The sequence below is a fragment of the Algoriphagus sp. genome, assembly GCF_024305035.1.
Taxonomy (GTDB): Bacteria; Bacteroidota; Bacteroidia; order Cytophagales; family Cyclobacteriaceae; genus Algoriphagus.
Genome location: NZ_JAMWZB010000014.1, coordinates 83,305 through 107,779, shown reverse-complemented (window position 1 = coordinate 107,779; position 24,475 = coordinate 83,305). Strand labels below are relative to the sequence as shown.

Annotated in this window: 25 protein-coding genes; 10 read left to right on the top strand and 15 right to left on the bottom strand. The window is 41.9% G+C overall.

What is annotated here, in order from left to right; all coding sequences use genetic code 11:
- Positions 1-3: 3 nt before the first annotated feature.
- The 8 genes from Q0L00_RS09940 to Q0L00_RS09905 all read right to left on the bottom strand — a co-directional run bounded on the left by Q0L00_RS09940 (position 4) and on the right by Q0L00_RS09905 (position 7,876).
- Positions 4-1,155 carry a DUF4221 family protein gene (locus tag Q0L00_RS09940; RefSeq protein WP_297336731.1) on the bottom strand — a complete coding sequence of 384 codons (1,152 nt, stop codon included), beginning with the start codon at positions 1,153-1,155 and terminating at the stop codon, positions 4-6.
- A gap of 4 nt (positions 1,156-1,159) precedes the next feature.
- On the bottom strand, positions 1,160-2,308 hold the full coding sequence (locus Q0L00_RS09935; RefSeq protein ID WP_297336730.1) for a DUF4221 family protein: 1,149 nt from the start codon (positions 2,306-2,308) through the stop codon (positions 1,160-1,162).
- Between the two features lie 3 nt (positions 2,309-2,311).
- Positions 2,312-3,448 carry a DUF4221 family protein gene (locus Q0L00_RS09930; RefSeq protein WP_297336729.1) on the bottom strand — a complete coding sequence of 379 codons (1,137 nt, stop codon included), beginning with the start codon at positions 3,446-3,448 and terminating at the stop codon, positions 2,312-2,314.
- Positions 3,449-3,480: 32 nt separating this feature from the next.
- A complete protein-coding gene (locus Q0L00_RS09925) occupies positions 3,481-4,692 on the bottom strand; it encodes a DUF4221 family protein (protein WP_297336728.1) in 1,212 nt (403 codons plus the stop codon).
- A 10-nt stretch (positions 4,693-4,702) separates the two neighbouring features.
- A complete protein-coding gene (locus tag Q0L00_RS09920; protein ID WP_297336727.1) occupies positions 4,703-5,854 on the bottom strand; it encodes a DUF4221 family protein in 1,152 nt (383 codons plus the stop codon).
- Positions 5,855-5,859: 5 nt separating this feature from the next.
- Positions 5,860-7,002, bottom strand: coding sequence for a DUF4221 family protein (locus Q0L00_RS09915; protein ID WP_297336726.1), 1,143 nt, complete (start codon positions 7,000-7,002; stop codon positions 5,860-5,862).
- 104 nt (positions 7,003-7,106) lie between these two features.
- Positions 7,107-7,571 (bottom strand): TspO/MBR family protein, encoded by a 465-nt coding sequence (locus Q0L00_RS09910; protein ID WP_297336725.1) that lies wholly within the window; start codon positions 7,569-7,571, stop codon positions 7,107-7,109.
- A 2-nt stretch (positions 7,572-7,573) separates the two neighbouring features.
- Positions 7,574-7,876 carry a DUF4286 family protein gene (locus Q0L00_RS09905; RefSeq protein ID WP_297336724.1) on the bottom strand — a complete coding sequence of 101 codons (303 nt, stop codon included), beginning with the start codon at positions 7,874-7,876 and terminating at the stop codon, positions 7,574-7,576.
- 101 nt (positions 7,877-7,977) lie between these two features.
- Here Q0L00_RS09905 and Q0L00_RS09900 point away from each other — a divergent pair, with 101 nt between their 5' ends.
- The 10 genes from Q0L00_RS09900 to Q0L00_RS09855 all read left to right on the top strand — a co-directional run bounded on the left by Q0L00_RS09900 (position 7,978) and on the right by Q0L00_RS09855 (position 18,019).
- The gene (locus Q0L00_RS09900) at positions 7,978-8,640 is read left to right on the top strand and encodes a carotenoid biosynthesis protein (RefSeq protein WP_297336723.1); all 663 of its coding nucleotides are present in this window, start codon (positions 7,978-7,980) and stop codon (positions 8,638-8,640) included.
- Between the two features lie 99 nt (positions 8,641-8,739).
- Entirely contained in the window at positions 8,740-9,186 is a 447-nt protein-coding gene (locus Q0L00_RS09895) for a sterol desaturase family protein (RefSeq protein ID WP_297336722.1), read from the top strand.
- Positions 9,183-10,079 carry a MerR family transcriptional regulator gene (locus Q0L00_RS09890; protein WP_297336721.1) on the top strand — a complete coding sequence of 299 codons (897 nt, stop codon included), beginning with the start codon at positions 9,183-9,185 and terminating at the stop codon, positions 10,077-10,079. The genes Q0L00_RS09895 and Q0L00_RS09890 overlap by 4 nt, the downstream gene beginning before the upstream one ends.
- A gap of 194 nt (positions 10,080-10,273) precedes the next feature.
- Positions 10,274-10,786, top strand: coding sequence for an RNA polymerase sigma factor (locus Q0L00_RS09885; protein ID WP_297336720.1), 513 nt, complete (start codon positions 10,274-10,276; stop codon positions 10,784-10,786).
- 4 nt (positions 10,787-10,790) lie between these two features.
- Positions 10,791-12,275, top strand: a complete 1,485-nt coding sequence (gene crtI, locus Q0L00_RS09880; protein WP_297336719.1) for a phytoene desaturase family protein — start codon at positions 10,791-10,793, stop codon at positions 12,273-12,275.
- Between the two features lie 21 nt (positions 12,276-12,296).
- The gene (locus tag Q0L00_RS09875) at positions 12,297-13,139 is read left to right on the top strand and encodes a phytoene/squalene synthase family protein (RefSeq protein WP_297336718.1); all 843 of its coding nucleotides are present in this window, start codon (positions 12,297-12,299) and stop codon (positions 13,137-13,139) included.
- Positions 13,139-13,849, top strand: coding sequence for a lycopene cyclase domain-containing protein (locus Q0L00_RS09870; RefSeq protein ID WP_297336717.1), 711 nt, complete (start codon positions 13,139-13,141; stop codon positions 13,847-13,849). The genes Q0L00_RS09875 and Q0L00_RS09870 overlap by 1 nt, the downstream gene beginning before the upstream one ends.
- A gap of 113 nt (positions 13,850-13,962) precedes the next feature.
- Entirely contained in the window at positions 13,963-14,808 is an 846-nt protein-coding gene (locus Q0L00_RS09865) for a 4-hydroxy-3-methylbut-2-enyl diphosphate reductase (protein ID WP_297336716.1), read from the top strand.
- A gap of 26 nt (positions 14,809-14,834) precedes the next feature.
- Positions 14,835-15,536 carry a fatty acid desaturase gene (locus Q0L00_RS09860; RefSeq protein ID WP_297336715.1) on the top strand — a complete coding sequence of 234 codons (702 nt, stop codon included), beginning with the start codon at positions 14,835-14,837 and terminating at the stop codon, positions 15,534-15,536.
- An 80-nt stretch (positions 15,537-15,616) separates the two neighbouring features.
- Entirely contained in the window at positions 15,617-18,019 is a 2,403-nt protein-coding gene (locus tag Q0L00_RS09855; RefSeq protein ID WP_297336714.1) for a TonB-dependent receptor, read from the top strand.
- Positions 18,020-18,054: 35 nt separating this feature from the next.
- On the opposite strand, the gene Q0L00_RS09850 is transcribed toward Q0L00_RS09855, so the two are convergent.
- The 7 genes from Q0L00_RS09850 to glyA all read right to left on the bottom strand — a co-directional run bounded on the left by Q0L00_RS09850 (position 18,055) and on the right by glyA (position 24,393).
- Entirely contained in the window at positions 18,055-18,501 is a 447-nt protein-coding gene (locus Q0L00_RS09850; protein WP_297336713.1) for an outer membrane insertion C- signal, read from the bottom strand.
- A gap of 72 nt (positions 18,502-18,573) precedes the next feature.
- Positions 18,574-20,031 (bottom strand): aminotransferase class V-fold PLP-dependent enzyme, encoded by a 1,458-nt coding sequence (locus Q0L00_RS09845; protein WP_297336712.1) that lies wholly within the window; start codon positions 20,029-20,031, stop codon positions 18,574-18,576.
- A gap of 57 nt (positions 20,032-20,088) precedes the next feature.
- Positions 20,089-20,457 carry a DMT family protein gene (locus Q0L00_RS09840; protein WP_297336711.1) on the bottom strand — a complete coding sequence of 123 codons (369 nt, stop codon included), beginning with the start codon at positions 20,455-20,457 and terminating at the stop codon, positions 20,089-20,091.
- 330 nt (positions 20,458-20,787) lie between these two features.
- Positions 20,788-21,042 carry a hypothetical protein gene (locus tag Q0L00_RS09835; protein WP_297336710.1) on the bottom strand — a complete coding sequence of 85 codons (255 nt, stop codon included), beginning with the start codon at positions 21,040-21,042 and terminating at the stop codon, positions 20,788-20,790.
- A gap of 760 nt (positions 21,043-21,802) precedes the next feature.
- Positions 21,803-22,240, bottom strand: a complete 438-nt coding sequence (rpiB, locus tag Q0L00_RS09830) for a ribose 5-phosphate isomerase B (protein ID WP_297336709.1) — start codon at positions 22,238-22,240, stop codon at positions 21,803-21,805.
- 12 nt (positions 22,241-22,252) lie between these two features.
- Entirely contained in the window at positions 22,253-23,110 is an 858-nt protein-coding gene (tatC, locus tag Q0L00_RS09825; protein ID WP_297336708.1) for a twin-arginine translocase subunit TatC, read from the bottom strand.
- Positions 23,111-23,124: 14 nt separating this feature from the next.
- Entirely contained in the window at positions 23,125-24,393 is a 1,269-nt protein-coding gene (glyA, locus tag Q0L00_RS09820; RefSeq protein ID WP_297336707.1) for a serine hydroxymethyltransferase, read from the bottom strand.
- Positions 24,394-24,475 lie beyond the last annotated feature (82 nt).

The window sequence follows — 24,475 nt, the reverse complement described above, 5'->3', positions numbered from 1 at the left end:
ATGCTAAAATTTAAAATCAAACACCGCAAAGCCAAGTTCATCCTCCACATTGACATAGGACCAAAGCTTACCGTCTTTAAAGAAGGTATTCATCAAGGCAAAATCCACCCCCTCGAGCTTTGTCTCGCCCAAAACATTAAAGTCCTTATCATAGGCGAAAAGATGATATTCATATTTTATGGGATCTTCTCTGGTCTCTCCTCTGAACGTTCGCTCTCCCAATCTGAAATAGAGTTGTCGGGTATCGTCCCTTTTGAATTCAAGGAAGTTTACACTGGCAAAAATTTCATTTTGGATTTTTCGAACTTCCTCAACACCGGAAGGGTTTTGAGGGATTTCAACTTGGATTTGGTTCGGAACTGTTTGGTGCTGCACCTCTATGAATTCCAACTTTTGGGTTTGTGTATTCAACTTGTAAAATCCACTCATCGCCGAAGTCGATAGAATTAATTCCTCAGGCAATAAAGTAATGAAGCTTCCGACGAAGTAAAAGGCGATGGCTGTTCCATTTTCTGATTCAAAAGTAAAAGTACCGGTATAGTCATCTACAATTTTCATTTTTGGTACAGGAAGAGAGGTAGCAGACGTTGTTTTTGGATCGATGATTAGAAGTAAATTATCGCCGGCATCTCTGAAATAGGGATGGGAAAAAATTTTTTGAGTCCCAAAATCATAAACCACATTGGAATATAGGGCACTAGAGTTTTTAGCCAAGGTGGAATCTATTCCTGAGGGAAGAACCTTCAGGTTTTGTAATTTTTTGGCTTTTTGGTCAAAAATTCCCACGACCGAATTACTTTTTAAAAAAAGTTCTCCCTCCGGGCCCACCGCCAGATTGGAAAGGTAGTTCCCGACTCCATCGGGCCCTTCGGTTTCAAATACTGTTTTATTTATCACCTTCAACTGGTCAAGATCTATCTCCACTAGCTTATAAGGGTCCCGTTCAAAAAAATAGAGGCGGGTTAAATCATCTGAAAGGCTTTGAATTGAAATTCCCCGGGATAAATTCAAAAAATCCTCTCCAGCGTCCACCAACACCGTATCCACCGAGTAGCTCAGATTTTGAAGGATATTTTCTGATTTGGCATCCTCGGAAGAGTTGCCTCCACAGGAAAATATCAGGGCCAGGAAAATAAGGGAAGTTAATTTTTTCACATGCTTAAAATTTAAAATCAAACACCGCAAAGCCCAGTTCATCCTCCACATTGACATAGGACCAAAGCTTGCCGTCTTTGAAGAAGGTGAATTCGGGGACATTGGGTAGTTCGAAAAGGTATTTTTCTCCCAACAAAACCAGGTCAGCATCATAAACGAATAGGTAAACGTCAGCACGTTGATACCAGTTGCCATCTGCATCCTCAATCGGCTTATAGGCAAATCGAAAAAATTGCTTTCGCTGATCATCCCAAATCAGTTCCCTGAAAGTAACCTGATTGATTTTTTTCTCGGCCGCATCTTCAAATGCTTTCTCATCGGTAAATAAATTACGTTCAAAATCTCCCGTTTTCTTTTTTGGGACTAGCTTGTGATTAAATTCAACTAGGACCAAAGAGTCTTTGGTATAATCATACAGATAGGTATCCGAAGTAACCGAACTGGTAATGAAAAGCTTTTCATGAAGTGTTTTTAACCAAATATTTTCACCTGTACTTGAAAACCTTTTTGGCTGTTGAAGGAGTAGGGTAAATTTTACTACCTGGTCCATGCTGGGCAATTCTATGCTTTTCCCCGTTTTGGAATTTGGGTCAATGACCAAAAGCCTGACTTCAGTCTGAGTAGCACTTATTCTGGTCAAAGCAAACATTTGCTCCTCATCATGAGATAAGGTGACTCTACTGGTGATTAAGCCTTCCTCTTGGACTCCCAATCCCTCAATTTCTCTAAAATTGAATTTTAAGCTTTTTTCCTTTTGCCCATTTTTGGTAAAAACCCCAACAGTTATACCCGGAGAGGTAATTAAAAAGCGATCATTTTGCAGGGAATTAATTTTTGGTGGATTAAACCCAATGGAATTTGGGCCTTCTTTGGAGAACGGGTAAACGGCAAGTAACTCCAATCTGTCCAAGTCTATTTCATACATTACCGCCTTTCTTATATCAAAAAAATAAAAGGTTTTCCTATCCAATGAGAGCGCAGAATTATGGACTCCAAACCCCAAATCAAAAATTTCACCTTTCGGGTCTACTCGTACGGTATCGATTGAAAAAGTCAGGTTTTCAAGCACATTTCCAGAATTGGGAATTTTAGAAGAATTATCCCCACAGGCCAAAATCAAAGGAAGAAAAATAAGGGGGATCAGTTTTTTCATTTTCTAAATGTTAAAATCCATCACCGCAAATCCCAGCTCATCCTCCACATTGACATACAACCAGAGCTTGCCGTCTTTAAGAAAATAGGTGCTTATATGATTCGAAATACCGTGAAGAGGACTTTCTCCCACTAGCTTGTAATCTTCATCGTAAGCCAACAGGAAATACTTGTACTCATTCGGGTCATTTCGAGTCTCCCCCATTTGGACTTGGGCCGCAAGCCTGAAAAACAGGTGATGACTGGAGTCCCACATCATTTTTTGGTAAATAACTTGGGAATTGATTTTGGCCATTTCTTGCCTAAAAGCCTGTTCGGAGTTGAGATTTTGAGTGACTTCACCAGTGAGTCGATTAGGAATTAACCGGTGGTTGACTTCGATCAATTCTAACCTGTCCTTTTCCAGATCATATTCATAAAAATTTCCCATAGCAGAGTTCGTGATCAGGAGTTTGTTTTGATGAATAAGGAAATGTACAGATTGACTTGAAGCCATGTAGTTCCCGTTTTCATTGGCCAATAAGGAATATTTTCGAACAATTTCCATTTCAGGAATAGGGACAGGTTGGGCGGTTTGAGTATCGACGTCTATGATCACTAATTCAGCATTTTCGATTTCTTCACCCGTCGGCCAAGAGTAAAATTGATTTCGCTTGAAGTCGTAGGTTGAGCTGCCATAAAGTGCAAAAAAGTTTTCGGCAAGCTCAGAATCAATTCCTGTTGGAGTCACCTTCAAGTCTTTTTGCTTTTGCCCTGTTTTGTCATAAATCCCGAGTTGAGGAACACCCAAAACAAAAACTTCCTCATTTGGACCTATTGACATTTGGGCGACAAAGTTTCCAACACCATTGGGTCCTTCGGTCTCAAATTCGGTTTTTTGAATTAAGGTTCTCGATTCCAAATCTACCTCGACCAAAGCAGGAGGATTGTTTTCAAAGAAGAAAAAGCTGCCTTCCCTTAGGTCAAATGTTCGAATTCCAAATCCAAGATTTAAAAGTTCATCACCCGAATCTACCACCACCGTATCCATTGAGAAAGAGAGATTTTCCAGCAGATTGGTTTGCTCTGGGGTTTCCTTCGATTTTTCCTGACAAGAAAAAATAACTGAAACGAAAAAAAGGGAGAAAAACAGTTTTTGCATGTTTTATCTTTTTATTGGGAATTCACACCGGATCAATCATTAGTAATCTTTAATTCCTTTTCTGAAGGGTTTCGTCGTCCACTGTTCGTGGTTTCGGACCCGAAATCAAACACCGCAAAACCCAGCTCGTCATCTACGTTGACATAGGACCAGAGCTTTCCGTCTTTGAAGAAGGCCTCAGCCGGAATGGCATCCAATTCGGGAATGGCTGTTTCTCCAATGAGGTTAAGTTCTTGGTCAAAGGCAAAAAGAAAGACATCTGAAGTTCTCGGTGTTTCCTCATCAATTTTCGGATCCATAATTCTTCCAAATCGATAGAAACGCTCATTTTGATCGTCGAAAAGTAATTCTTCAAACATGACCTGTGTCATGGCCTTCTCCATTTCTGATTCAAATTCCTCAGGGGAAGAAACTTTTCCCTGAACGGGGATTTCCTTTCCGTTAGGCGTGACGGTAAAATTAAATGTGCGTAGGTCCAGGGAATCCGTTTTGTAATCGTATAAATAAACGGAATTGGTGGCTCCCGCCGAGAGGAAGTATGTTCCATTAAACTCCTGAAAATGGGTCGGGTCTGCAAAAATGGACATGGCTTGATCGGATTGCAGGAGAATCCGGTATTCGGTGGACTTGTCGAGTCCTGGGATTTGAATGAGCCTTCCGTTTTTTTCCTCCAAATTGATTTTAGCCAGCTGACGGGTTCCTTCCATAAAATCTCCGGGGAGCGAAAGGATATGGCTTTCGTCGGGACTCAGGCGCATGGAGTTACTCAGCGAAAATCCAATGCCTTCCTCCAAACCCTCAATATCCAGTTCTTCTGGTTTCAAAGTCAAATCGCGGATCTTCTCTCCTGATTTTGAGTAAATTCCAGTATTTCGAAAACTCCCAAAAAGAAAGCGCTCTCCTGAGAGTACTTTGACTGCTGATAAATACTCTCCTACACCGTTTGGTCCGTCTTTTTCAAAAGGAATTTGTTCAACAAGTCTTAATTCGTCCAGGCTGATCTTATTTAGGGTTGTGGTGGCTGGATCAAAAAGATACAAGTGGGTTTTGTCTTCATCTATGTCGCTACTTCGGATACCTCTGGAAAGATTGATAATCTCTTCCCCCGGATCTACGACCACAGTGTCCACCGAAAAAGAAAAGTTCTCCAATACATTATCTGAGCTTGAATCGACAGATTCTCCACCATCTCCACAAGAAAAAAGCAAAGAAGCAAAAAGGCTGGGGAAAAGGAATTTTTTCATGGTTTTTATATCAATAGTTTAAGGTCATTCTCACAAAGCCGGGGTCTTCCTCCACCGGTTTGTAATTGTAAAGTTTGCCATCGAAGAAGAAGCTGTTGAAAAAGAGATTGGAAAGCGCTTCGATTTTTTTCTCTCCCAAAAGATTAAAGTTTTGATCATAACTAAATAAGAAAATGTCTGATGGTAGTTTTTCTCCACGTTCGTTGAGCCCGTTTTCCTTCGCTCCAAATCGAAAATACTGTTGCCGGCTTTCGTCCCAATTGAATCCATAAAAATTGATCTGTTTTCGCATTTGGGCTGATATTTCCACACGCTCTTCGTTGGAGCCTGCTTCTGTTTTAAATTCCCCGGTCTTTCTGTTTTCAACCAATTGATGATTAAAAGTGATGAAGTTCAAAGAATCCGTGTTGATGTCATATAAGTAAATGTCGGCTGTGCTTCCGGAATATATGACCAGTTGATTTTTTATTTTTTGCATTCGGATCATATCTCCTGAGGTCGTCATTCCTCCATTTTGTGAAAAAGTAACTTGATAATTTTCCGTTAAGGCAAGTTCGGGAAGCGGTAGAATCTCACCATTTCGGGTTTCTAAGTCCAACACAGCCAGTCCTTTGGTGAATTCACCAAATGGGGAGGGGAGAGAAAAGGCCTTTTTTTTATCTTGGCTTACTAAAACGTTATTGTAAAGGCTGCCCATGGATTCATCGATCCCTTCAAATTCCTCTGCCTGGAGATTTAGGTCTTGAATTTTTTCAGCTTGGCTATCGAAAATTGCCTGAATGGCATAGTTTGCCAGCATAAATTCGCCTTTGGGCAGTACGTCTAAGTAATTAATAAAATTGGGAGCTTGATTCGGACCGTCCTTTTCAAACTGGATTCGCTGGACCAGTTTCAGCTCATTGAGGTCGATTTCATGGATTTCCACGCTTTGGCCTTCGGCAAAATACACAGATTGACCGTCATCACTCAGCCCAAAACCGTAATAGGCACCCGACATGATCAGTTCATCTCCCACGTCTACTTTGACCGTATCCAGGCTTACTTCCAGGCTTTCGAGCTGATTTTCTGCATAGGTTGTAGAGTTGTTGTTTTCAGTATGTTGATTTTCACTTTCGCAGGCGAAAAAAAGAAGGGAGAGTAAAATTGGGCAGACGTTTTTCATATCAATTATTCAGTTCCAAAGTCAAATGTAAAGCGGATAAAACCTCCCTGATCGCCCATCGGCCAATAGAAATAAAGCTGACCATCTAAAAAATAACCTTCAAATGGTGTATTCTTGATCTCAGGTACTCTGGTTTCTCCGATCAAGTTTAGGTTTTCATCATAGGCAAAAAGGTAGCAATCTGCCGTTCGCTGACTACCATCCGGCGAAACTTGATAATTTTTGGTGGCAAAGCGGAAGTACATATTTCGGGTTTCGTCCCAGAAAAATTTCCCAAATGTGATCTGTTTTCGTATTTGGTTTACGACTTCCTGCTGTCGCTCTCGGGAGTCAACTTCATTGGGAAAGTCTCCGGTTTTTTTGTTTTCTACCAGTTGATGGGAAAAGGTGATCAGGTTTAACGAATCATTTTCATGATTATAGGTGTAGCTATCCGCGGTGGAGGAACTGTAGACCATAAACTGCCCATTGAGCCATTGGAGGCGAATGCCATCCCCGAAAAAAGAAGCTGAGTTTCCTTGCCTGAATACGACTTGATACTCGTTGGTCAAGTCTAAAGCAGGTAGTTTATGGACTTTTCCGCTCTTATTTTCAATATCAATTACAGCCAACCCCTCTACCGGTTTGCCGAATTCCATCGGTAGGGAAAGAAAATGGGATTTTTCGGGCGTGAGGTGGAGATTGTTGGGTACCATAAAGTGATCTTCAGACTGAAAATCAATCAATTCGGCAAAATCCAAGTCATAGTTCTTTACTTTTTGTCCATCCAGGGTAAATATAGCGGGCGCGACTTGGTCATAGATCATCAATTCATCGCCGGGAAGGGCCTGAAAATAACTAACCCAGCCTTTGATGCCATTCGGTCCTTCTTGTTCGAAAGGGTGACGCTTAAGCAATTTCATCTCCTTGATGGAAAATTCAAAAACCTCAAAATCAGTCTCATAAAAGGAAAAAATACGGTTTCCGTCTGCGCTGAGTGTTTGGGGATAAACCATATCGGGAACAAATATTTCTGCTCCCGAATCGATCACTAGACTGTCTATGCGAAGACTAAAATCAGAGAGAATATTAGCTGAATTACTTTGCTCATTTGATTCTGAGCAGGAAATTAGGAGCATCCCGAACCATAAATAAATGGTATTTTTCATTGAATATTTTTAAAAGTACAAAGCAAAACTAAACTTATCTAGATTTAAACCTAGTGAAACAATGTTAAATTCGTAAAAAATTATTCAGCTTTTTATTCCGGCCCTTAATTCAGCCACCAAATTGAAAAATTCAAAACTGCCGCAAAGCTGACCCAAACTAAATAGGGAATCATGAAGCCTGAGGCCCAGGGAGAAATAATTTTAAATTTTTTGACACAGCGTAGAATCAAAACCAAAAGCGGTAGAATGACCACCAAACCGAATATCGGGGACTTCATTCCAAAAAATGCCGGGGACCAAAGCCCATTTAACCCCAACTGAATAAAGTAAAGTGTCAACAAATTCTTTCGCTGAGGATGATCACTTTTCCAGATGAGGTAGCAGGCGATTCCCATCAATACATAAAGGGTGGTCCAAACCGGTCCAAAAATCCAACCCGGAGGATTAAAGCTGGGTTTAGTGATGCTTTGGTACCAGCTATCGATGGAAGTGATGGTAAATAGCGCTCCTGTCCCTCCAACTAGCTGAGGCAGGAGAAGACTGATGACCAATTTGAGCCAGTTGGGCATGATTACAGGATTTCAAGTAAGGTACGAAAAGCCAATGCTTTTTCCTTGTAGCGGGCTTGTGTTTTGGCTCGTAAAGCTGGAGCAAATTTGCTTTCGTATTCTTGCATTTTGGCCATGCTTTCGGTGAAATATTGAATGGCGTAGTTGGTACTTCCATCCTCAGCCTGATGAATAAGTCGGCAAAATTTATGTTCGGTAAAAATTCCGGTGGCCATAACTTCGGGTATGTGTGTGCCTCTCATCCATTCGAGAAAGTCCGCTTCGATATCCGGGGAGACGTTGATGGTGACGTTGTAGAGAATCATATCGCTGATTGGGGTAAATTTCTATTTTTATTAACATTTTTGGAATTCCAAAGTTAGGAATCCCAAACTTAAAATTTCAATTTCCTGCTCAAGCACCCGTCATGCACCAAGTAGCGCCCGATCGATCTGCCTCATTTTCTTTACGATTTACTATTGCCCGAGCGGTAGTGATTATTCTCCATCTGGTGGGAGCCATTGGCTTAAGTTTGCCAGAATACCGGGATTGGTTTTTGGCACTCACCCCCGTTCAGCTTTTGAGCTCCTTGGTGTTACTGTTGCTTTTTCATAGAGGATGGAATGAGGCCTTTCCCATCGTCGCCGCTGCGGCTTTTTGGATTGGTTTTGGTGCTGAGATTATCGGGATTCACACTGGATATTTATTTGGGGACTATGTATATGGACCGACCTTGGGACCCAAACTTTGGGAGGTGCCCATCGTGATAGGGGTGAATTGGTTTTTGTTGATTTATACCACAGGAGAGGCTTTTCGTAAGATCTCCAATGATTTTTATGCGGCTTTTTTAAGTGCATGTGCCATGACTGCTATTGATTACATCATTGAACCGGTGGCCGTGGCCTTAGATTTTTGGTATTGGAAAAATGAGCTGATTCCTTGGACCAATTACCTCGGCTGGTTTGGGGTTTCGTTTTTGATCCACCTGATCTATCGCAAAGCCAATTTTGAAAAATCCAATCCATTGGCAATTTGGCTTTTGGTAACCTTGATTTTATTTTTCACCGTATTGAATTTAACAATACTTTAGCTCTGCTTATAGCTATCATAAGTGTATCTTATGAAAAATTTAAACAATTTTACTCCCATAAGCTTATAACAAATTGAAAACTATCTGGTTGTTTGTGTGATGTTAGCAGCAATAGGTTTTATCGGGCTGGGATTTCTGGTGATGGAATTTTCTGGCTGGTTTATTCATAAGTATTTGATGCATGGTCCTTTGTGGATAATCCACAAGACGCATCATCAGCCATCCAAGTCTTTCTTTGAGCTGAATGATCTGTTTTCATTGCTCTTTGGAAGTGTTGCGATTATTTTGATCTTTCTAGGAATAGAGGATCTGGATTATCGGTTTTGGATGGGAATAGGCATCAGTTTGTATGGAATTTTATATTTCTTCTTGCATGATGTATTGGTTCACCGTCGGTTGAAGTGGTTTGACAGACCAAAAAATTCCTTTTTGAAAGGAATATTTCGAGCGCATCAAGCGCATCATCGCACCAATCAGAGAGATGATGCGGTATCGTTTGGTTTATTTGTTGTACCCAAGGAGTATTTTAAAGAAAAGAAAAAGTGAGCACTTATTCAATTAAAGATCTGGAACAATTGTCGGGCATTAAAGCCCACACACTTCGTATATGGGAGCAGCGATACAGTTTGCTCTGTCCCAAGCGTACGGATACCAATATCCGGTATTACGATGATGCGGATCTCAAGCTCATCCTCAATGTCGCTCTGCTCAATGACAATGGGTTTAAAATCAGTAAAATCGCTTCCATGGATGCCGAGGACATTAAAGAAGAGGTCATGAAGCTAACTGAGCGATCACTCACTCATGATGATCAGATTCATGCCTTAACCATTTGTATGATTGAAATGGATGAGGAGCGATTTGACAAAATTCTTTCCTCTAACATACTAAAGTTGGGATTTGAGCAGACGATGCTCAACATTATTTATCCTTTCATGTCAAAAATCGGAGTGCTTTGGCAAACCGGTGCAATCAATCCTGCCCAGGAACATTTTATTTCCAACCTTGTTCGTCAGAAGCTGATCGTGGCCATCGATGGTCAGATTGTCAATGGCGGGGGCAAAAAGTTTTTGCTCTATCTTCCGGAGGGGGAGCTGCACGAAATTTCCTTGCTTTTCGCGGCATACCTGATCAAGAGTGCAGGACACAAAGTTATTTACCTCGGACAGAGTACTCCCAATGATGATTTGCTTTCGGTATATAAATTACATGAACCTGAATATTTACTTACCATCATTACGACTTCACCGAGTTCGGAATATGCCCAGGAGTATATTAATGCGCTTTCAGAGCGATTCAGCAATTCAACCATCCTGGTTACGGGTTATCAGGTGATTGGCCAAGACTTGAAGTTTCCCTCAAATGTGCAGAAGCTCAATTACATTCGGGAAATTAAAGACCTACTGGAGGAGCTCGCCCGAGTTCCGGTAGAGAAATAGTGTAGAGATAAGTCATAATTATTAAACAAAAGCATTCCTCAAAGAATGCTTTTTTTATGGTATGAATGTCTATTTAGCGTGAATAGAGCTGTTTTCTAGATTTTTGTTTAATTTATTTAAAAAATATCTCAACAAAAGCTTGGTAAAATGTTTAATCATTCCTATGTTTGATTAAACAAAAAGCAATCACTACCATGACAACTCTAGAATTCAGTTACTCGCTTCACAAGCTTTCAAGTTCACTTAAGCCATTTGCATTGAAACTCACTCGCGATATGGATGATGCCAATGATCTTTTGCAGGACACCATGGTGAAGGCCTTTACCAATCGGGATAAATTTACCGAAGGCACCAACTTGAAAGCTTGGCTTTATACGATTATGAAAAACACTTTCATCACCAACTATCAACGAATGGTGAGAAGAGGAACTTTTGTCGATACTACCGATAATTTGCACTACATTAATTCCAGCGATACGCAGATTGAAAATGGAGCCTATGGTAATTTTACCATGGACGATGTGCAATCAGCTATTGGTAAACTCGATGAGGTATACAAGACACCATTTATGATGCACTTCAGAGGGTTTAAGTATCATGAAATTGCCGATAAGTTGCAGATTCCAATTGGAACTGTGAAGAATAGAATCCATATTGCCAGAAAGCTGCTCAAGGAGGACTTGGCGGTATATCAGCACAAAAATTGATCAAATGAGTCAAAAGCACGTGGTAGTAATAGGGTCTGGATTTGCAGGTCTCTCAGCAGCTACTCATTTGGCAAACGATACAAGTTGTTTAGTTACCTTAATTGAAAAGAACGAAACCCCAGGAGGTCGAGCGCGAAAGTTTGAGCACCAGGGGTTTGTTTTTGATATGGGGCCGAGTTGGTATTGGATGCCGGATGTATTTGAAAGTTATTTTGCCAAGTTTGGCAAAACCCCTTCTGATTATTACGATCTGATTCGATTGGATCCTTCCTACGCCGTGATTTATGGCGAAAAGGAAACGCTGGATATTCCGGCTAATTTGGATGAGTTTAAGCAGATGCTCGATCGCATCGAAGCTGGAGCAGGAGTTCAATTGGATAAATTTTTGGCACAAGCCAAGTACAAATACGAAGTGGGTATCCATGATTTGGTCAAAAGACCGAGTCGATCCCTTTTTGAGTTTGCTTCTCCCGGCTTGCTGGCCGATATGGTACGAATGGATATTTTTCAATCCATGTCGAAGCATGTCCGGAAATTTTTCAAATCCGAGCAGATCATTCGTTTGATGGAATTTCCCGTGTTGTTTCTTGGGGAAACTGCAGAAAATATTCCTGCCCTATATTCCCTGATGAATTATGCAGATATTGCTTTAGGGACTTGGTATCCCATGAACGGAATGCATGAAATCATCCGGGGGATGGTCTCTCTTGCTGAAGAAAAAGGGGTCAAAATCCGATATGCTGCCGAAGTAGAAGAAATTGAAATCGAAAACGGCGTTGCCAAGCGAGTGCGATTGGTATCCGGAGAAAAAATAGAAGCGGATGTAGTGGTTGCGGGAGCGGATTATCATCATGTGGATAAGCATCTTGTAAACCCTAAATACAGCAATTATTCCGACCAATATTGGGACAAGCGAGTCATGGCACCTTCCAGTCTGCTTTTTTACCTCGGGATCGATAAAAAATTGAAAAACCTTAGACATCACAATTTATTTTTTGACGAACCGCTCGGCCCACATGCTGATGCCATTTATAAAAACCCTCGTTGGCCGGAAAAGCCGCTTTTTTACGCCTCGGTCCCTTCGATTACTGACTCATCGGTGGCTCCTGAGGGAAAGGAAAACATGTTTTTGCTAATTCCTCTTGCTCCGGACTTGGAAGATAGTGAGGAGATGCGCGAAAAGTATTACACGATTATTATGGAGCGTCTGGAGCGAATTACTGGGCAGGATGTTCGGTCCCATGTCATCTATAAGCGGTCTTATGCGCACTCGGATTTTAAGTCCGATTACCATGCCTTTAAAGGAAATGCTTATGGTTTAGCTAATACGCTGACCCAAACGGCTATTCTCAAGCCTGCTTTAAAAAATAAAAAGGTCAGAAATCTTTATTATACCGGTCAATTAACCGTTCCGGGACCAGGAGTCCCTCCCTCCCTAATTTCGGGAGGTGTAGTTGCAAAAGAGGTGATCAAAGAAAACAATCTGTAAATAAATGGGTATATTATAGCAATGGATGCTAAAAATCTTTTTGATCAAACCACGTTGGAATGTAGCCGGCTGATTACCCAGCGGTATAGTACGAGTTTTACGCTTGGGATTAAGACCCTAGATCGTAAATTCCATTTACCTATTTATGCCGTTTATGGTTTTGTTCGTTACGCGGATGAAATCGTGGATACCTTTCATGATCAGGATAAAGCGGGGCTTTTGAAGCGGTTTAAAAAAGACACTTACGAAGCTATTGAGTCCAAAATCTCGCTCAATCCCGTATTGCATGCTTTCCAATTAATTGTTAATCAATACCAAATTGATTTAGAGTTGATTGAAGCTTTTTTGCACAGCATGGAAATGGATTTGGATTTCCGCACCTATAATGATTCACGTTATCATGAATACATTTATGGCTCGGCTGAAGTGGTAGGTTTGATGTGTTTGAAAGTATTCTGTGAAGGAGATTCTGCCCTTTATGAAAAATTAAAGGCCCCGGCTTGCAAACTTGGTGCAGCCTTTCAGAAAGTAAATTTTCTTCGAGATATCAAGAGTGATTTTGAGGAAAGAGGCCGGGTGTATTTCCCAGGGGTGGATTACAAGTTGTTTGATAAGGCGATCAAGAGTCAAATTGAAGTAGATATTCAGCAGGATTTTGACGATTCCCTGATTGGGATAGAGCAACTTCCCGAAGGGGCTAAGCTCGGAGTGAAAGTCGCTTATTTATATTATCAAAAGCTCTTTGATAAAATTAAGGGCCTTCCGGCTGAAACGATCACACAGCAGCGGATCAGGATTCCCAATGCCCGAAAAATTTCATTGCTTTTGGGTACTTATTTCGGTGCAAAATTAGGAATAAGCTGATGGAGAAGTTTTTGTATTTGGGGGTGTTACTTTTTGCGATTTCTTATCCTTTGGCTCAATCCTTTGAGCACAGAATTCGCTATGCTACCAAATGGCCTCAGATTTTTCCGGGGATGTTAATCACTGCAGCATCTTTTATTATTTGGGATGTATGGTTTACCCATATGGGGGTGTGGGAATTTAATTCAACCTACCTGACCGGTATTTTTCTTGGGAACCTACCCATTGAGGAGTGGATGTTTTTCGTGGCTGTTCCCTTTGCATGCCTATTTATCTATGAGGTATTGATCTATTTCTTCCCTAAGGATTATTTTAAAAAACTAGGAAAGCCCTTTGTCTTTGTCTTCATACCTGCGCTATTGGTGTTGGCTTTCTTGCATTTGGACAAATGGTACACGACAGTCAATTTTTTTGTGGGAGCCTTAGTTTTGACGGTTCATTACCTCCTATTTGGGGATCGTTATTTGGGCAGATTTTTGTTTGCATACCTGGTTCATTTGATTCCATTTTTTCTCTGTAACGGGGTACTCACCGGAGGCTTGACCGAAGAGCCGGTAGTGATTTATAATAATTCGGAAAATCTCGATATTAGAATCTGGACTGTACCGATAGAAGATAGTATTTATTCGATGTCTTTGCTACTCATGAACATATCCTTCTTTGAATGGATACGCAGACCAAAAACAATTCATTCACTCAAGAGTTTATAGACTTATGAAATCCAGTAGTGCTCAGACACAACAAAAAAAATTGAATATCAACGGCTTCCGATTATCTTTCTCTGGTCTTGAAGATCAGAACATTAAAAATCAACGTTAATCCAATGAAAAATCTCCGCGTAGAAATTGACAATCATTCAGGCTTTTGCTTTGGAGTGGTCTATGCTATTGAGATGGCCGAGGAGATTTTAGAGGAGCAGGGCTACTTGTACTGTCTGGGAGATATCGTCCACAACGATGAAGAGGTCAACCGACTCACTCGAAAGGGATTGAAAATTATCGATCATGGCGATCTTTTTGGCTTGAAAAATGAAAAGGTGCTGATCCGTGCTCACGGAGAGCCTCCCTCAACTTACGAGCTGGCCATCAACAATAATCTGACGCTGATTGATGCCTCCTGTCCGGTAGTATTAAAGTTGCAAAACCGGATAAAAAATTCCTTTGACAAGGACGAGACAATCTATATCTATGGGAAGCATGGTCATGCCGAAGTCATCGGATTGCTGGGTCAAACCAACAATAAAGCAGTGGTTTTTCAAGATATTTCTGAACTGGATTTATCCACCCTTCCCAAGAGCATCACGCTCTATTCCCAGACTACCAAGAGTACCGATAAATTTTATGAGATCAATGAGATCCTTCGCCAAAATGGAATCACAGTCAACACCAATGATACCATTTGCAGGCAAGTTTCCAATCGGGACAAAGAACTGCGGGATTTCGCAGAAAAGTTTGACAAAATCATTTTTGTAAGTGGAACCAAATCTTCCAATGGGAAGGTTCTTTATAATGTCTGTAAGGAAAAAAATCCGAACACTTTCTTTGTATCCAATCCGGATCAAATAGAATCAAATTGGTTTGAACTAAACGACCGAGTGGGTATTTGCGGAGCTACTTCCACCCCCATGTGGCTCATGGAACAGGTCAAAACACGGATTTTGACCTTCTAAAAAGAGGTCCAAAATCGATAAATTACATGCCTACTACACCTACAAGAATTATTGACCCAAAAGGAATGATCATTGGCTGGTCGATTATTGTCTTATGGTGGGCAAGTTTGTTGGTATTATTGAATCTTGATTTCAGTTGGACTAACCCGTTGGTATATCTAGGAGTTTTAATTCAAACCCATCTTTATACCGGTCTGTTTATTACCGCGCATGACGCGATGCACGGGGTGGTTTCTTCACACAAAAAAGCAAATCACCTTACTGGATGGATTGCCGCAATTTTATTCTCATATAATTTTTATTGGCGGCTGTTTCCCAAACATCATGAACATCACCGGCATGTGGCTACCGAACAGGATCCCGATTATCATCCTTCCGGTAGATTTTTGATTTGGTATTTATCTTTCATCAAACAGTACCTGAATATTTGGCAATTTCTTTTGATGGCGGTCACGTTTAATATCCTCAAACTTTGGCTACCCACCGAAAATTTGATTGTGTTTTGGATGCTTCCCGCAATACTTTCCACCCTTCAGCTTTTTTATTTTGGAACCTATCTTCCTCACCGAGGAGAACGTGAAAATGCGCATCATTCCAGATCCCAACCTAAAAATCACCTGTGGGCATTTATGAGTTGTTACTTCTTTGGCTACCATTACGAGCATCATGATTCTCCGGGGACACCCTGGTGGAGGCTTTGGAGAGTTAAGGAGAAACAAACTGCTTGATTCCATTGATTTTAGTCAAAAATTCGAGTACGAACCAAACTATTCATGGCTTTTTCGATTTGTATTTCATTGAGGCAACTATGAAAAAATCACTACTTCTTTTCCCTTTTTTCTGTATTGCATTTCAGCTGTTTTCTCAAGGAGTTATCCGAGGAAGAGTGTTTAATCCTGTCAACAATGAACCGGTGCCGTTTGCCAATGTTTCCGTTTTGGAAACCCAACTTGGAGCCATCACTGACGAAAGTGGAACTTACCAAATCAGTAATATTCCTCCAGGCCTCTATAATGTCCGGGCTAGTTTTGTTGGATTCAAATCCCAAACCCAATACGAGATTCAAGTGACACAGGCTCGACCCGTTCAGTTGGATTTTGAATTGCAGGAAGATGCCTCAGAATTGGGTGAGGTGGTCGTCAGTTCGGAGTTTTCACGTTCAGAAGAGACTCCACTCTCGGTGAGAAAACTCAATGCCAATGAAATCGAACGCTATCCGGGAGGCAATCGGGATATTTCCAGGGTAATTCAAGCCCTTCCTGGAGTGGCAAGTACGCCTAGTTTCCGAAATGATATTTTGATCCGCGGAGGAGCTCCCAATGAAAATAAATTTTTTATCGATGAAATCGAGGTTCCGGTTATTAACCACTTTGCCACACAGGGCTCTTCCGGAGGTCCGGTAGGCATTTTAAATGTCAACTTGATTAAGAATGTGGATTTGATTACCGGTGGCTTTCCAGCCAACCGGATGGATGCCTTGAGTTCTTTTTTTGAGATTAGTCTCAAAGAAGGTCGAAGGGATAAAATGTTTACGCAGCTTACCGTTGGGGCTTCGGAATTGACCTTATCCAATGAGGGTCCACTGAGTAAAAAAACCAGTTATATTTTTTCTGCGAGGCGCTCCTATTTGCAGGGATTATTTCGGTTGATAGGGCTTCCCTTTCTTCCCACGTTTAATGATTTTCAGTTTAAGACAGTGACCAAAATCAATAAAAAAACGGAGTTGACTTTTTTGGGAGTTGGAGCGATTGACAAGTTTAAGCTAAACTTTGATGTTCCTGATGAAGAAAATGAGGAAGAACGCGAAAATCGCCTGTATTTATTAGGTGTACTCCCTATTCAAGAGCAATGGAATTATACTACGGGAGTGAAGCTTAAGCGCTTCGGTGACAATGGCTTTTGGACTTTTGTACTCAGTAGAAATATGCTGAACAATCGATCCTTTAAATACGCCAACAATGATGATAGTTCTTTAGAAAACCTGCTTTTTGATTATACTTCTCAGGAGTCGGAAAATAAGTTTCGGGCCGAAAATTCAATTTTTGGATCTGGATATACCCTCAAATACGGGGTCAATTATGAATACAGCCGTTATTTTATTGACAATTTTGACCGAGCTACTCTAGCTGGACAAAGTCAAGTAATAGACATTAATTCCATCTCCAACTTTAACCTGTACGGAGCTTTTGTTTCGGCAAGCAAATACCTCAAGGGCGAGCGCCTGTTGTTGACGGGGGGAGTGAGAATGGATGGGGCAGATTTCGGCCAGTCGGCAAGGAACCCTCTGAATCAAATCAGTCCACGATTTTCAATATCTTATCAGCTTCGACCTAATTTATTTGCTACTGCAAATGCTGGGATTTATTACCAAAAACCTCCCTACACCGTTTTAGGTTTTAGAAATAACGAGGGAGAATTGGTCAATCAAACAAATGATGTGCAATTCATCCGAAATGCCCAGCTTATTGCGGGGCTAGAGTGGCAAGTTCCAGACAAGAACAGAAGGTTTACTGCCGAAGCTTTTTATAAAAATTACAGCAATTATCCCTCTTCCATTCGAAATGGAATTGCCTTGGCAAATCTTGGGGCGGATTTTGGTGTGATTGGAAACGAACCGGTTTTATCCAATGCTGAAGGAAGAGCTTTCGGCTTGGAGTTTTTAGCCCAACAGCGCTTGCTAAATGATTTTTATGGGATAGCTTCTTTGACCCTGGTGCGAAGCGAATTTACCAATCCGAATACGGCTGGTTTTGTTCCTTCTTCTTGGGACAATCGCTTTATTGTGAGTCTTACTGCGGGAAAACGATTTGGTAAAAATTGGGAAATCGGGGCAAGATGGCGGTTTTTGGGCGGGACTCCTTACACTCCTTTTGATTTAGAAGAGTCTTCCTTAATCAGCAACTGGGACCTTCGAAATCAGGGGATCTTGGATTTCAGTAGAATCAATGCTGTTCGTCTACCGGCTTTTCATCAATTGGATTTAAGACTGGATAAAAAATATTACTTCAAAAATTGGAACCTAAATTGGTATGTGGATATCCAAAATGCCTACAATTTTCAGGCCTTGCAGGCACCACTTTTGGTGCCGGTCCGGGACGATTCAGGTGCGCTTAGGGTGAACCCCAATGATCCGTCTCGATACTTGCTCAGGGAAATTGAGAATACTGCTGGGAGCATCCTTCCAACGCTGGGGTTGATCATCGAATTTTAAAAAAAAAGACCGAGCACTCTGCTCGGTCTTCAATGCTAATTTAATCGCCAGCGTACGTTAAGCCCAAATCCTGCTGCATCGAAAAAGGTGGTTTCAACCAGCATAAAATAGGGTCTCCAGTCCAGGCCCACAATCAGAGGGAAATCGGGAAATTCGTATTCGGCACCGATTTCTCCCGCCGCTCCCAGTAGAAAAGGCTCGCCTAAAAAGACGGAGGGACCAAATCCCAAATAGTAATTTAACTCGGTATCTGGAATAGGGCGGTAAATCGGGTTCCAGAGTAAATCAATACCTACTCCCCCTCCACCGAAGCTCAAATCTCCATGAACTCGGCTAAATTCCCCCAAGGCAAAAACTCCATCCAAGGCCACGTTATTTCCATTAGCATTTCCAAAACGCAAGCCAAGTTCTTGTGCCTGAGATTCCAAAATGGCGAATGTTCCCATAAAAAACACTGCCAACATTAATTTTTTAAGATTCATAAATTGTAGTTTTTGGTAAAAGAAAAGTCACGCAATCATTCACGAAAATTGAGCCAATTTTTCCATTTCTAGTCAATTTTTGAGGATTTCTCTTCCGATTCGGAGGACTTCCCGAACGATTAAATCCATGTCTTCCATCCGGGTTCGTTGATTGACATTGGCGATTCTCAGGGTGTATTTTCCGTTTAAGGTCGTAGAACTCGGGGACGCAATTCCATCTTCCTGTAGGCGGAGTAAAATTTCACGGTTCAGATCTCTGAGGAATTCTTCACCGGCTCCGGTTTTGATCATTCTAAAGCAGGTAATGCTCATACAGACCGGCGCGGTAAGTTCCAATTCAGGATGTTGATTGACCAATTGGGCTAAGTAAAGCGCTTGATCATTGTTTTGCGCGATGAGTTGCGCATATTTTTCGCTCCCATGTTCCTTGAGTGACATCCATATTTTAAGTGCCTTGAATCCCCGAGAGAGCTCAAAGCCGTAATGATTGATGGAGTCTAATCCACCTGACAGTCCTCGCTTTTCCTGAAGCAAATAATTAGGCGTGATGGCAAAAGCATCCCGGTGTTTTTTGGCATCTTTGATCAGCGTACAGCCCACTTCATAAGGGACATACAGCCATTTATGCAGATCAAATGCCAAGCTGTCTGCTGATTCGATAGCCTTCAATCGGGTCCGAAATCTCGGGTCAAGCTTTGCCAAAGCACCGTAAGCTCCATCGATGTGAAACCAAAGCTTATATTTTTTAGAAATGGCCAACATCTCATCCAGGGGATCGATTGCCCCAGTATTCACGGTGCCCGAGGTGCCAACGATTGCAAATGGGGAGAATCCCGCGGCTAGATCAGCTTTGATTTGCTTCTCGAGCAGATCTACCTCCATTTCAAAGTTTTTATTTACAGGAATCTTTCGAACAGACTCGCTTCCCAAACCGATAATTTCAGCAGCCTTATCCATGCAGGAGTGAGTTTCGGTAGAACAGTATAAAACCAGTTGCGATTCGGTTTGCCGAAGACCTTTTTTTCGTATTTGTTCGGTGCCGACAGCGTTTCTGGCCACCGTCAATGCTGTGATATTGGCCATCGATCCGCCGCTGACCAGAATACCAGAGGCATCCGCAGGAAACCCCATCAATTCTTTGCACCAATTGATCACCTGTCGATCGACGTACATGGCAGCATGCTCTCCAATGGTGGTATTGGGATTCATCCCTGAGGCTAGAAAATCCGCCAAACTTCCCAAGGGGGTTCCTGTACCTTGAATCCAGGCAAAGAAGCGGGGATGGACATTTCCTTTGTTGTAGGGAAAGATGTACTGCTTAAATTCAGCATAGATTTCTTTGGGGTCTTGGCCTTTGGCAGGTAGCGGTTGATCGAGAAACTCCTTGACATCAGTAGGGATTGGTTTCCAGATTTTTTGCTCACGGATGGATTTCCAATAGTCGATCATATCGTCCACCATTTGATGGCCAAGCTGTCGCATTTCTTCCCAGTTTTCGGGATCCAAGGTCAGATCTTGCGGTCTATTCATCTTCGGTATTCTTCGGATTTTTGAATACCAAAGATGAGAAAAGCCACCTCTTTTCCCTTACTTTTTAAAGATAAAATAGACGGCTAAAATCAAAAATATAGCTCCAATCAAATGGTTGAGTTTGAGGGTCTCGGTTTTGAACGCAATCAGCGTAAAAATCATAAATATCACCAGGGTGATGACTTCTTGAAGCACTTTGAGCTGAACCAGGGAAAAGGGTCCTCCATTGCCGGCGAAGCCAATCTTATTAGCGGGAACCTGAAAGCAATATTCAACTAGTGCGATTCCCCAGGAAATAAGAATGACGGAAACCAGGCCGAGTTTGTTAAACCATTTCCATTCGGCAAATTTCAAATGTCCATACCAGGCCAAAGTCATGAAGGTATTGGCCAGGATTAGAAGAGCAATAGTCAGAAATGCTTTCATTTTTGAGTATTTAAATCCCGCAAAAATGGATAAAATTTCTGAGAGAGGCGGGAAAAAAAAGAAGGGTAGGCTTAGTTTTTATCCTTTGTTTTCCTCTTTTCCCTCCTCGATTTGTTCTTCTACCTCTCCGTTTTATTGATCTTCGGTATTCTCTCCATCTGGTTCCTAGCTCAACTCAATACCTAAGGGAAGGTGATCCGAACCGATACCTTCGAGTTTTTCTAGTTTGATCAAACCGAATTGATCAACATAAATAATGGGATCAATGGGGATAAAACCAGTGGCAAAAAGAAATTATAGGTGTGGAACAGACCTCTTCCTTCTCCTGGGTTAACCAGCCTGCTGTAGTTCCGCAAAAAGGGGTGAAGTAATCGACCAGCTGACATCAAATCGATCGCCTGCTACTACCCGGGTGTTTTGAGCCTCTTTGATTTCGTGGTCCACGATCAAACGTGCCGCATCCCGCTCTAAGCTGTCGGGGCCCGGCTTAAAGGGCTCGGGGTGGATTCGGTAAAAATCAAATTTCTGTCCAGAAGAAGGCTGACTTTTGCAAATACCGAAGGGACACCATCCTTGACCAAACAATTTACCGCACGTTCAGAAAGGGGAGGTTTAGATCGAAGAATCATTGCCTAAGTATGGTCCTGAGTCTGCTCGATCGAACACGGATATTCTTCTTCTGTTTTGCTGTCTTTAATCCTTTGATGCAATCGAGCATGACCTACCCGTCACACACCGGGAGGATTAGAATTGCCAGATTCCATCTGACCGCTGAAGAACCAATTATAAACCCATGAAATCGAGCATGACTAAAGTGACACATAGGGGGATGATTATACTCAATGCGAAGATTCCATATGACCGCTAAAAAACAATTATAAACAGATGAAATCGAGCACGACGTACCCGTCACACACCGGAAGGATTAGAATTGCGAAGATTCCATCTGACCGCTAAAAAACAAATTATAATCAGATGAAAACGCTCTTGATTTTCATTGTCCACCCGGATAGGGATAAGGAGTAGGGTGAAACGGTTCTCTTCCCAAAATTGATGGAGGTCTTTTGGTCGAAAAAAAGTGGAGTACAGACCAAAACCAATTGGATGGTAAACCAGTGCTGAGGCCAAAAGGAAAAGTATAGTCCACTTAGGTGTTTTCTGAAAATCAAGATGGCAATACTTCAAAAAATAGCGAGCAACTTAGAAATGGCAATTTGAACCTGGGGAAAGTTTACTATCCGAATCCACCTTGTCCCGAGGCTAACCAGGGACAGTCCGGTGACAAAAATGACAAGCTAGCAAATGGATAGCTAAGATTTCCCGATAGGACATAAAAAGCCTGCGGTTAACCGCAGGCTATTTTATTTACCCGATTGGCATGACGGCCACCTTCGAAGTCCGTGGTTAGGAATATTTCGGCTAGTTTTTTCGCCAATTCGAAAGGGATGAAACGAGCAGGCAATGCTAGTACATTGGCATCGTTGTGCTGACGGGCTAGTGCGGACAAATCTTCATTCCAGCAAAGTGCCGCTCGGATTCCCTGGTGTTTATTGGCTGTGATTGCCACCCCATTTCCACTCCCACAAATCAATATTCCAAAGTCAAATTCACCTTTTTCCAGGGCAGTACACAGGGGGTGAACGTAGTCCGGATAATCTACTGATGCGTTGGAGTAAGGACCAAAATCTTTCACTTCATACCCAAGATCTTCCAGGCTTTTAACCAGTTTTTCTTTGTATTCATATCCGGCGTGATCGCCTCCAATTGCTATTTTCTTACTCATGATACTAGGGCTTTAATCTGGGTCTCTTTCAAATTGTTTTTCATACTCAGCGGCTTTGATTGCTCGCTTTTTTTCCAATCGCTTAGCAATCGTGATTCCTGCCTCATAGAGCACTAAAATCGGCATAGCGATTAAAAGTTGACTGATCACATCCGGCGGAGTGATCACTGCGGCAATGATTAGAATTACGACGATTGCGTGCCTTCTATAGGCACGAAGCATGGCTGCTGTCACCAATCCTGACATGGAAAGGAAGTAAATCACGACCGGCAGTTGAAACATAATTGCCGAAGCCAAAACCAGCATGATCAAAGTGGTTACATAGGATCCGATATCAAACTCGTTGAGGATGGATGGATCCAGCTGGTAATTGGAAAGGAAGTTGATCGAAAGCGGGGAAAGAATAAAATAACCAAAAGCCGCCCCCAAGAAGAAAAGTAAACTTACAAAGAAGACTGCTCCTCGGGCGGCATTTTTTTCCTGATCGTATAGTCCCGGACTAATAAACTTCCAAAACTCCCAGAAGACATAAGGAAAGGCCACTACAAAACCGACCACAAAACTCGAGGTCATGTGCATAGAAAACTGACCCGTCATTTGGCGGCTTTGAATGGTAAATGGCAATTCCTCAATGCATAACGCTGCTATTCCAAAATAATCCCCGATATCGCAAAGCACGCGATAAGTCAGAAAATCAACTTTGGAAGGCCCTAAAATAACCATCCCAAAAACAATACTTTTGGATAGAAAAGCGATTACGCTCAAAACTAGTATTGCTGCCACCGATCGCAGTAGATGCCATCTGAGCGCTTCCAGGTGATCAAGAAAGGACATTCCTTCCTCTTCGTCTTGATATTGGTCTAATGCCACAGGTAATTTTAGGATTAATAAAGTGGAAACTGAATCATCCACTCATTGACTTCGGAGCGGATTTTTGAAAGTGTAGCCTCGTCATGATGATTCATCAATGCTTGATCAATATAGCGGACAATTTTTTTCATATCGTTTTCCTTGAGTCCACGCGTGGTTACCGCAGCAGTACCCACTCGCATTCCGGAAGTCACAAATGGGGATTTGGTATCAAATGGTACCATGTTTTTATTGATGGTAATGTCCACTTTTCCAAGCGTTTCTTCAGCCAGTTTTCCGGTCAATTCCTTATTGCGGAGATCAATGAGCATCAGGTGATTGTCTGTCCCGCCAGAGATTAACTGATATCCGAGAGTTACGAACTCTTCTGCCATAACGGATGCATTTTTTTTCACTTGGAGAATATATTCCATGTATTCGTCCGAAAGTGCCTCTTGAAAGGCAATCGCTTTGGCAGCAATAATATGTTCCAAAGGTCCTCCTTGGGTTCCGGGGAAAACACCCATATCGAGCAAAGACGACATTTTACGGATTTCACCCTTCGGTGTAGTAATTCCCCAAGGATTGTCGAAATCATCCCGCATCAAAATCAAACCTCCACGCGGACCTCTAAGGGTCTTATGTGTGGTAGTGGTCACGATATGGCAGAATTCCAAAGGGTCATTTAATAAACCTCTAGCAATCAGGCCTGATGGATGGGAAATATCAGCCAATAATAGGGCGTCCACTTGGTCGGCGATAGCTCGAAGTCGTTCATAATCCCAATCTCTGGAATAGGCAGAAGCTCCGCATATGATCATTTTCGGTTTTACTTCAAGTGCTTTTTCCTCCACTTTATCGTAATTGATCACTCCAGTTTCTTCTTCAACACCGTAAAAATGAGGATCATAAAGTTTACCGGAAAAATTAACCGGAGATCCATGAGTTAAATGTCCACCATGTGAAAGATCAAAACCCAAAATAGAATCACCTGCCTTGAGGCAAGCCAACATTACTGCAGCATTGGCTTGAGCACCAGAGTGAGGTTGTACATTGGCCCAGGTAGCACCAAAAAGTTCCTTTGCACGATCGATTGCTATCTGTTCGATTTCATCCACAACCTCACAACCCCCATAATAGCGTTTTTTGGGAAGGCCCTCAGCATATTTGTTGGTCAGGACGCTACCGGCAGCCTCCATGACCTGTTTGCTGGTAAAATTTTCTGAGGCGATGAGCTCGATTCCACGCTTTTGCCTATCTTCTTCTTGGTTGATTAGATCAAATACTAGGGTATCTCTTTTCATAAAATTAGGGGGTTCGAAAGCAAGTCAATTTCAACACAGCCCAAGCTGTCTTTTGCAAGTTCAAAAATAGCCTGAAAGTACC

Bases quoted from the DNA above. Each gene is read 5' to 3' on its own strand.
- Q0L00_RS09935 (WP_297336730.1), bottom strand. From the start codon at position 2,308: ATGAAAAAACTGATCCCCCTTATTTTTCTTCCTTTGATTTTGGCCTGT.
- Q0L00_RS09930 (WP_297336729.1), bottom strand. From the start codon at position 3,448: ATGCAAAAACTGTTTTTCTCCCTTTTTTTCGTTTCAGTTATTTTTTCT.
- Q0L00_RS09925 (WP_297336728.1), bottom strand. From the start codon at position 4,692: ATGAAAAAATTCCTTTTCCCCAGCCTTTTTGCTTCTTTGCTTTTTTCT.
- Q0L00_RS09920 (WP_297336727.1), bottom strand. From the start codon at position 5,854: ATGAAAAACGTCTGCCCAATTTTACTCTCCCTTCTTTTTTTCGCCTGC.
- Q0L00_RS09915 (WP_297336726.1), bottom strand. From the start codon at position 7,002: ATGAAAAATACCATTTATTTATGGTTCGGGATGCTCCTAATTTCCTGC.
- Q0L00_RS09910 (WP_297336725.1), bottom strand. From the start codon at position 7,571: ATGCCCAACTGGCTCAAATTGGTCATCAGTCTTCTCCTGCCTCAGCTA.
- Q0L00_RS09905 (WP_297336724.1), bottom strand. From the start codon at position 7,876: ATGATTCTCTACAACGTCACCATCAACGTCTCCCCGGATATCGAAGCG.
- Q0L00_RS09900 (WP_297336723.1), top strand. From the start codon at position 7,978: ATGCACCAAGTAGCGCCCGATCGATCTGCCTCATTTTCTTTACGATTT.
- Q0L00_RS09895 (WP_297336722.1), top strand. From the start codon at position 8,740: ATGTTAGCAGCAATAGGTTTTATCGGGCTGGGATTTCTGGTGATGGAA.
- Q0L00_RS09885 (WP_297336720.1), top strand. From the start codon at position 10,274: ATGACAACTCTAGAATTCAGTTACTCGCTTCACAAGCTTTCAAGTTCA.
- crtI (WP_297336719.1), top strand. From the start codon at position 10,791: ATGAGTCAAAAGCACGTGGTAGTAATAGGGTCTGGATTTGCAGGTCTC.
- Q0L00_RS09875 (WP_297336718.1), top strand. From the start codon at position 12,297: ATGGATGCTAAAAATCTTTTTGATCAAACCACGTTGGAATGTAGCCGG.
- Q0L00_RS09870 (WP_297336717.1), top strand. From the start codon at position 13,139: ATGGAGAAGTTTTTGTATTTGGGGGTGTTACTTTTTGCGATTTCTTAT.
- Q0L00_RS09865 (WP_297336716.1), top strand. From the start codon at position 13,963: ATGAAAAATCTCCGCGTAGAAATTGACAATCATTCAGGCTTTTGCTTT.
- Q0L00_RS09860 (WP_297336715.1), top strand. From the start codon at position 14,835: ATGCCTACTACACCTACAAGAATTATTGACCCAAAAGGAATGATCATT.
- Q0L00_RS09855 (WP_297336714.1), top strand. From the start codon at position 15,617: ATGAAAAAATCACTACTTCTTTTCCCTTTTTTCTGTATTGCATTTCAG.
- Q0L00_RS09850 (WP_297336713.1), bottom strand. From the start codon at position 18,501: ATGAATCTTAAAAAATTAATGTTGGCAGTGTTTTTTATGGGAACATTC.
- Q0L00_RS09845 (WP_297336712.1), bottom strand. From the start codon at position 20,031: ATGAATAGACCGCAAGATCTGACCTTGGATCCCGAAAACTGGGAAGAA.
- Q0L00_RS09840 (WP_297336711.1), bottom strand. From the start codon at position 20,457: ATGAAAGCATTTCTGACTATTGCTCTTCTAATCCTGGCCAATACCTTC.
- rpiB (WP_297336709.1), bottom strand. From the start codon at position 22,240: ATGAGTAAGAAAATAGCAATTGGAGGCGATCACGCCGGATATGAATAC.
- glyA (WP_297336707.1), bottom strand. From the start codon at position 24,393: ATGAAAAGAGATACCCTAGTATTTGATCTAATCAACCAAGAAGAAGAT.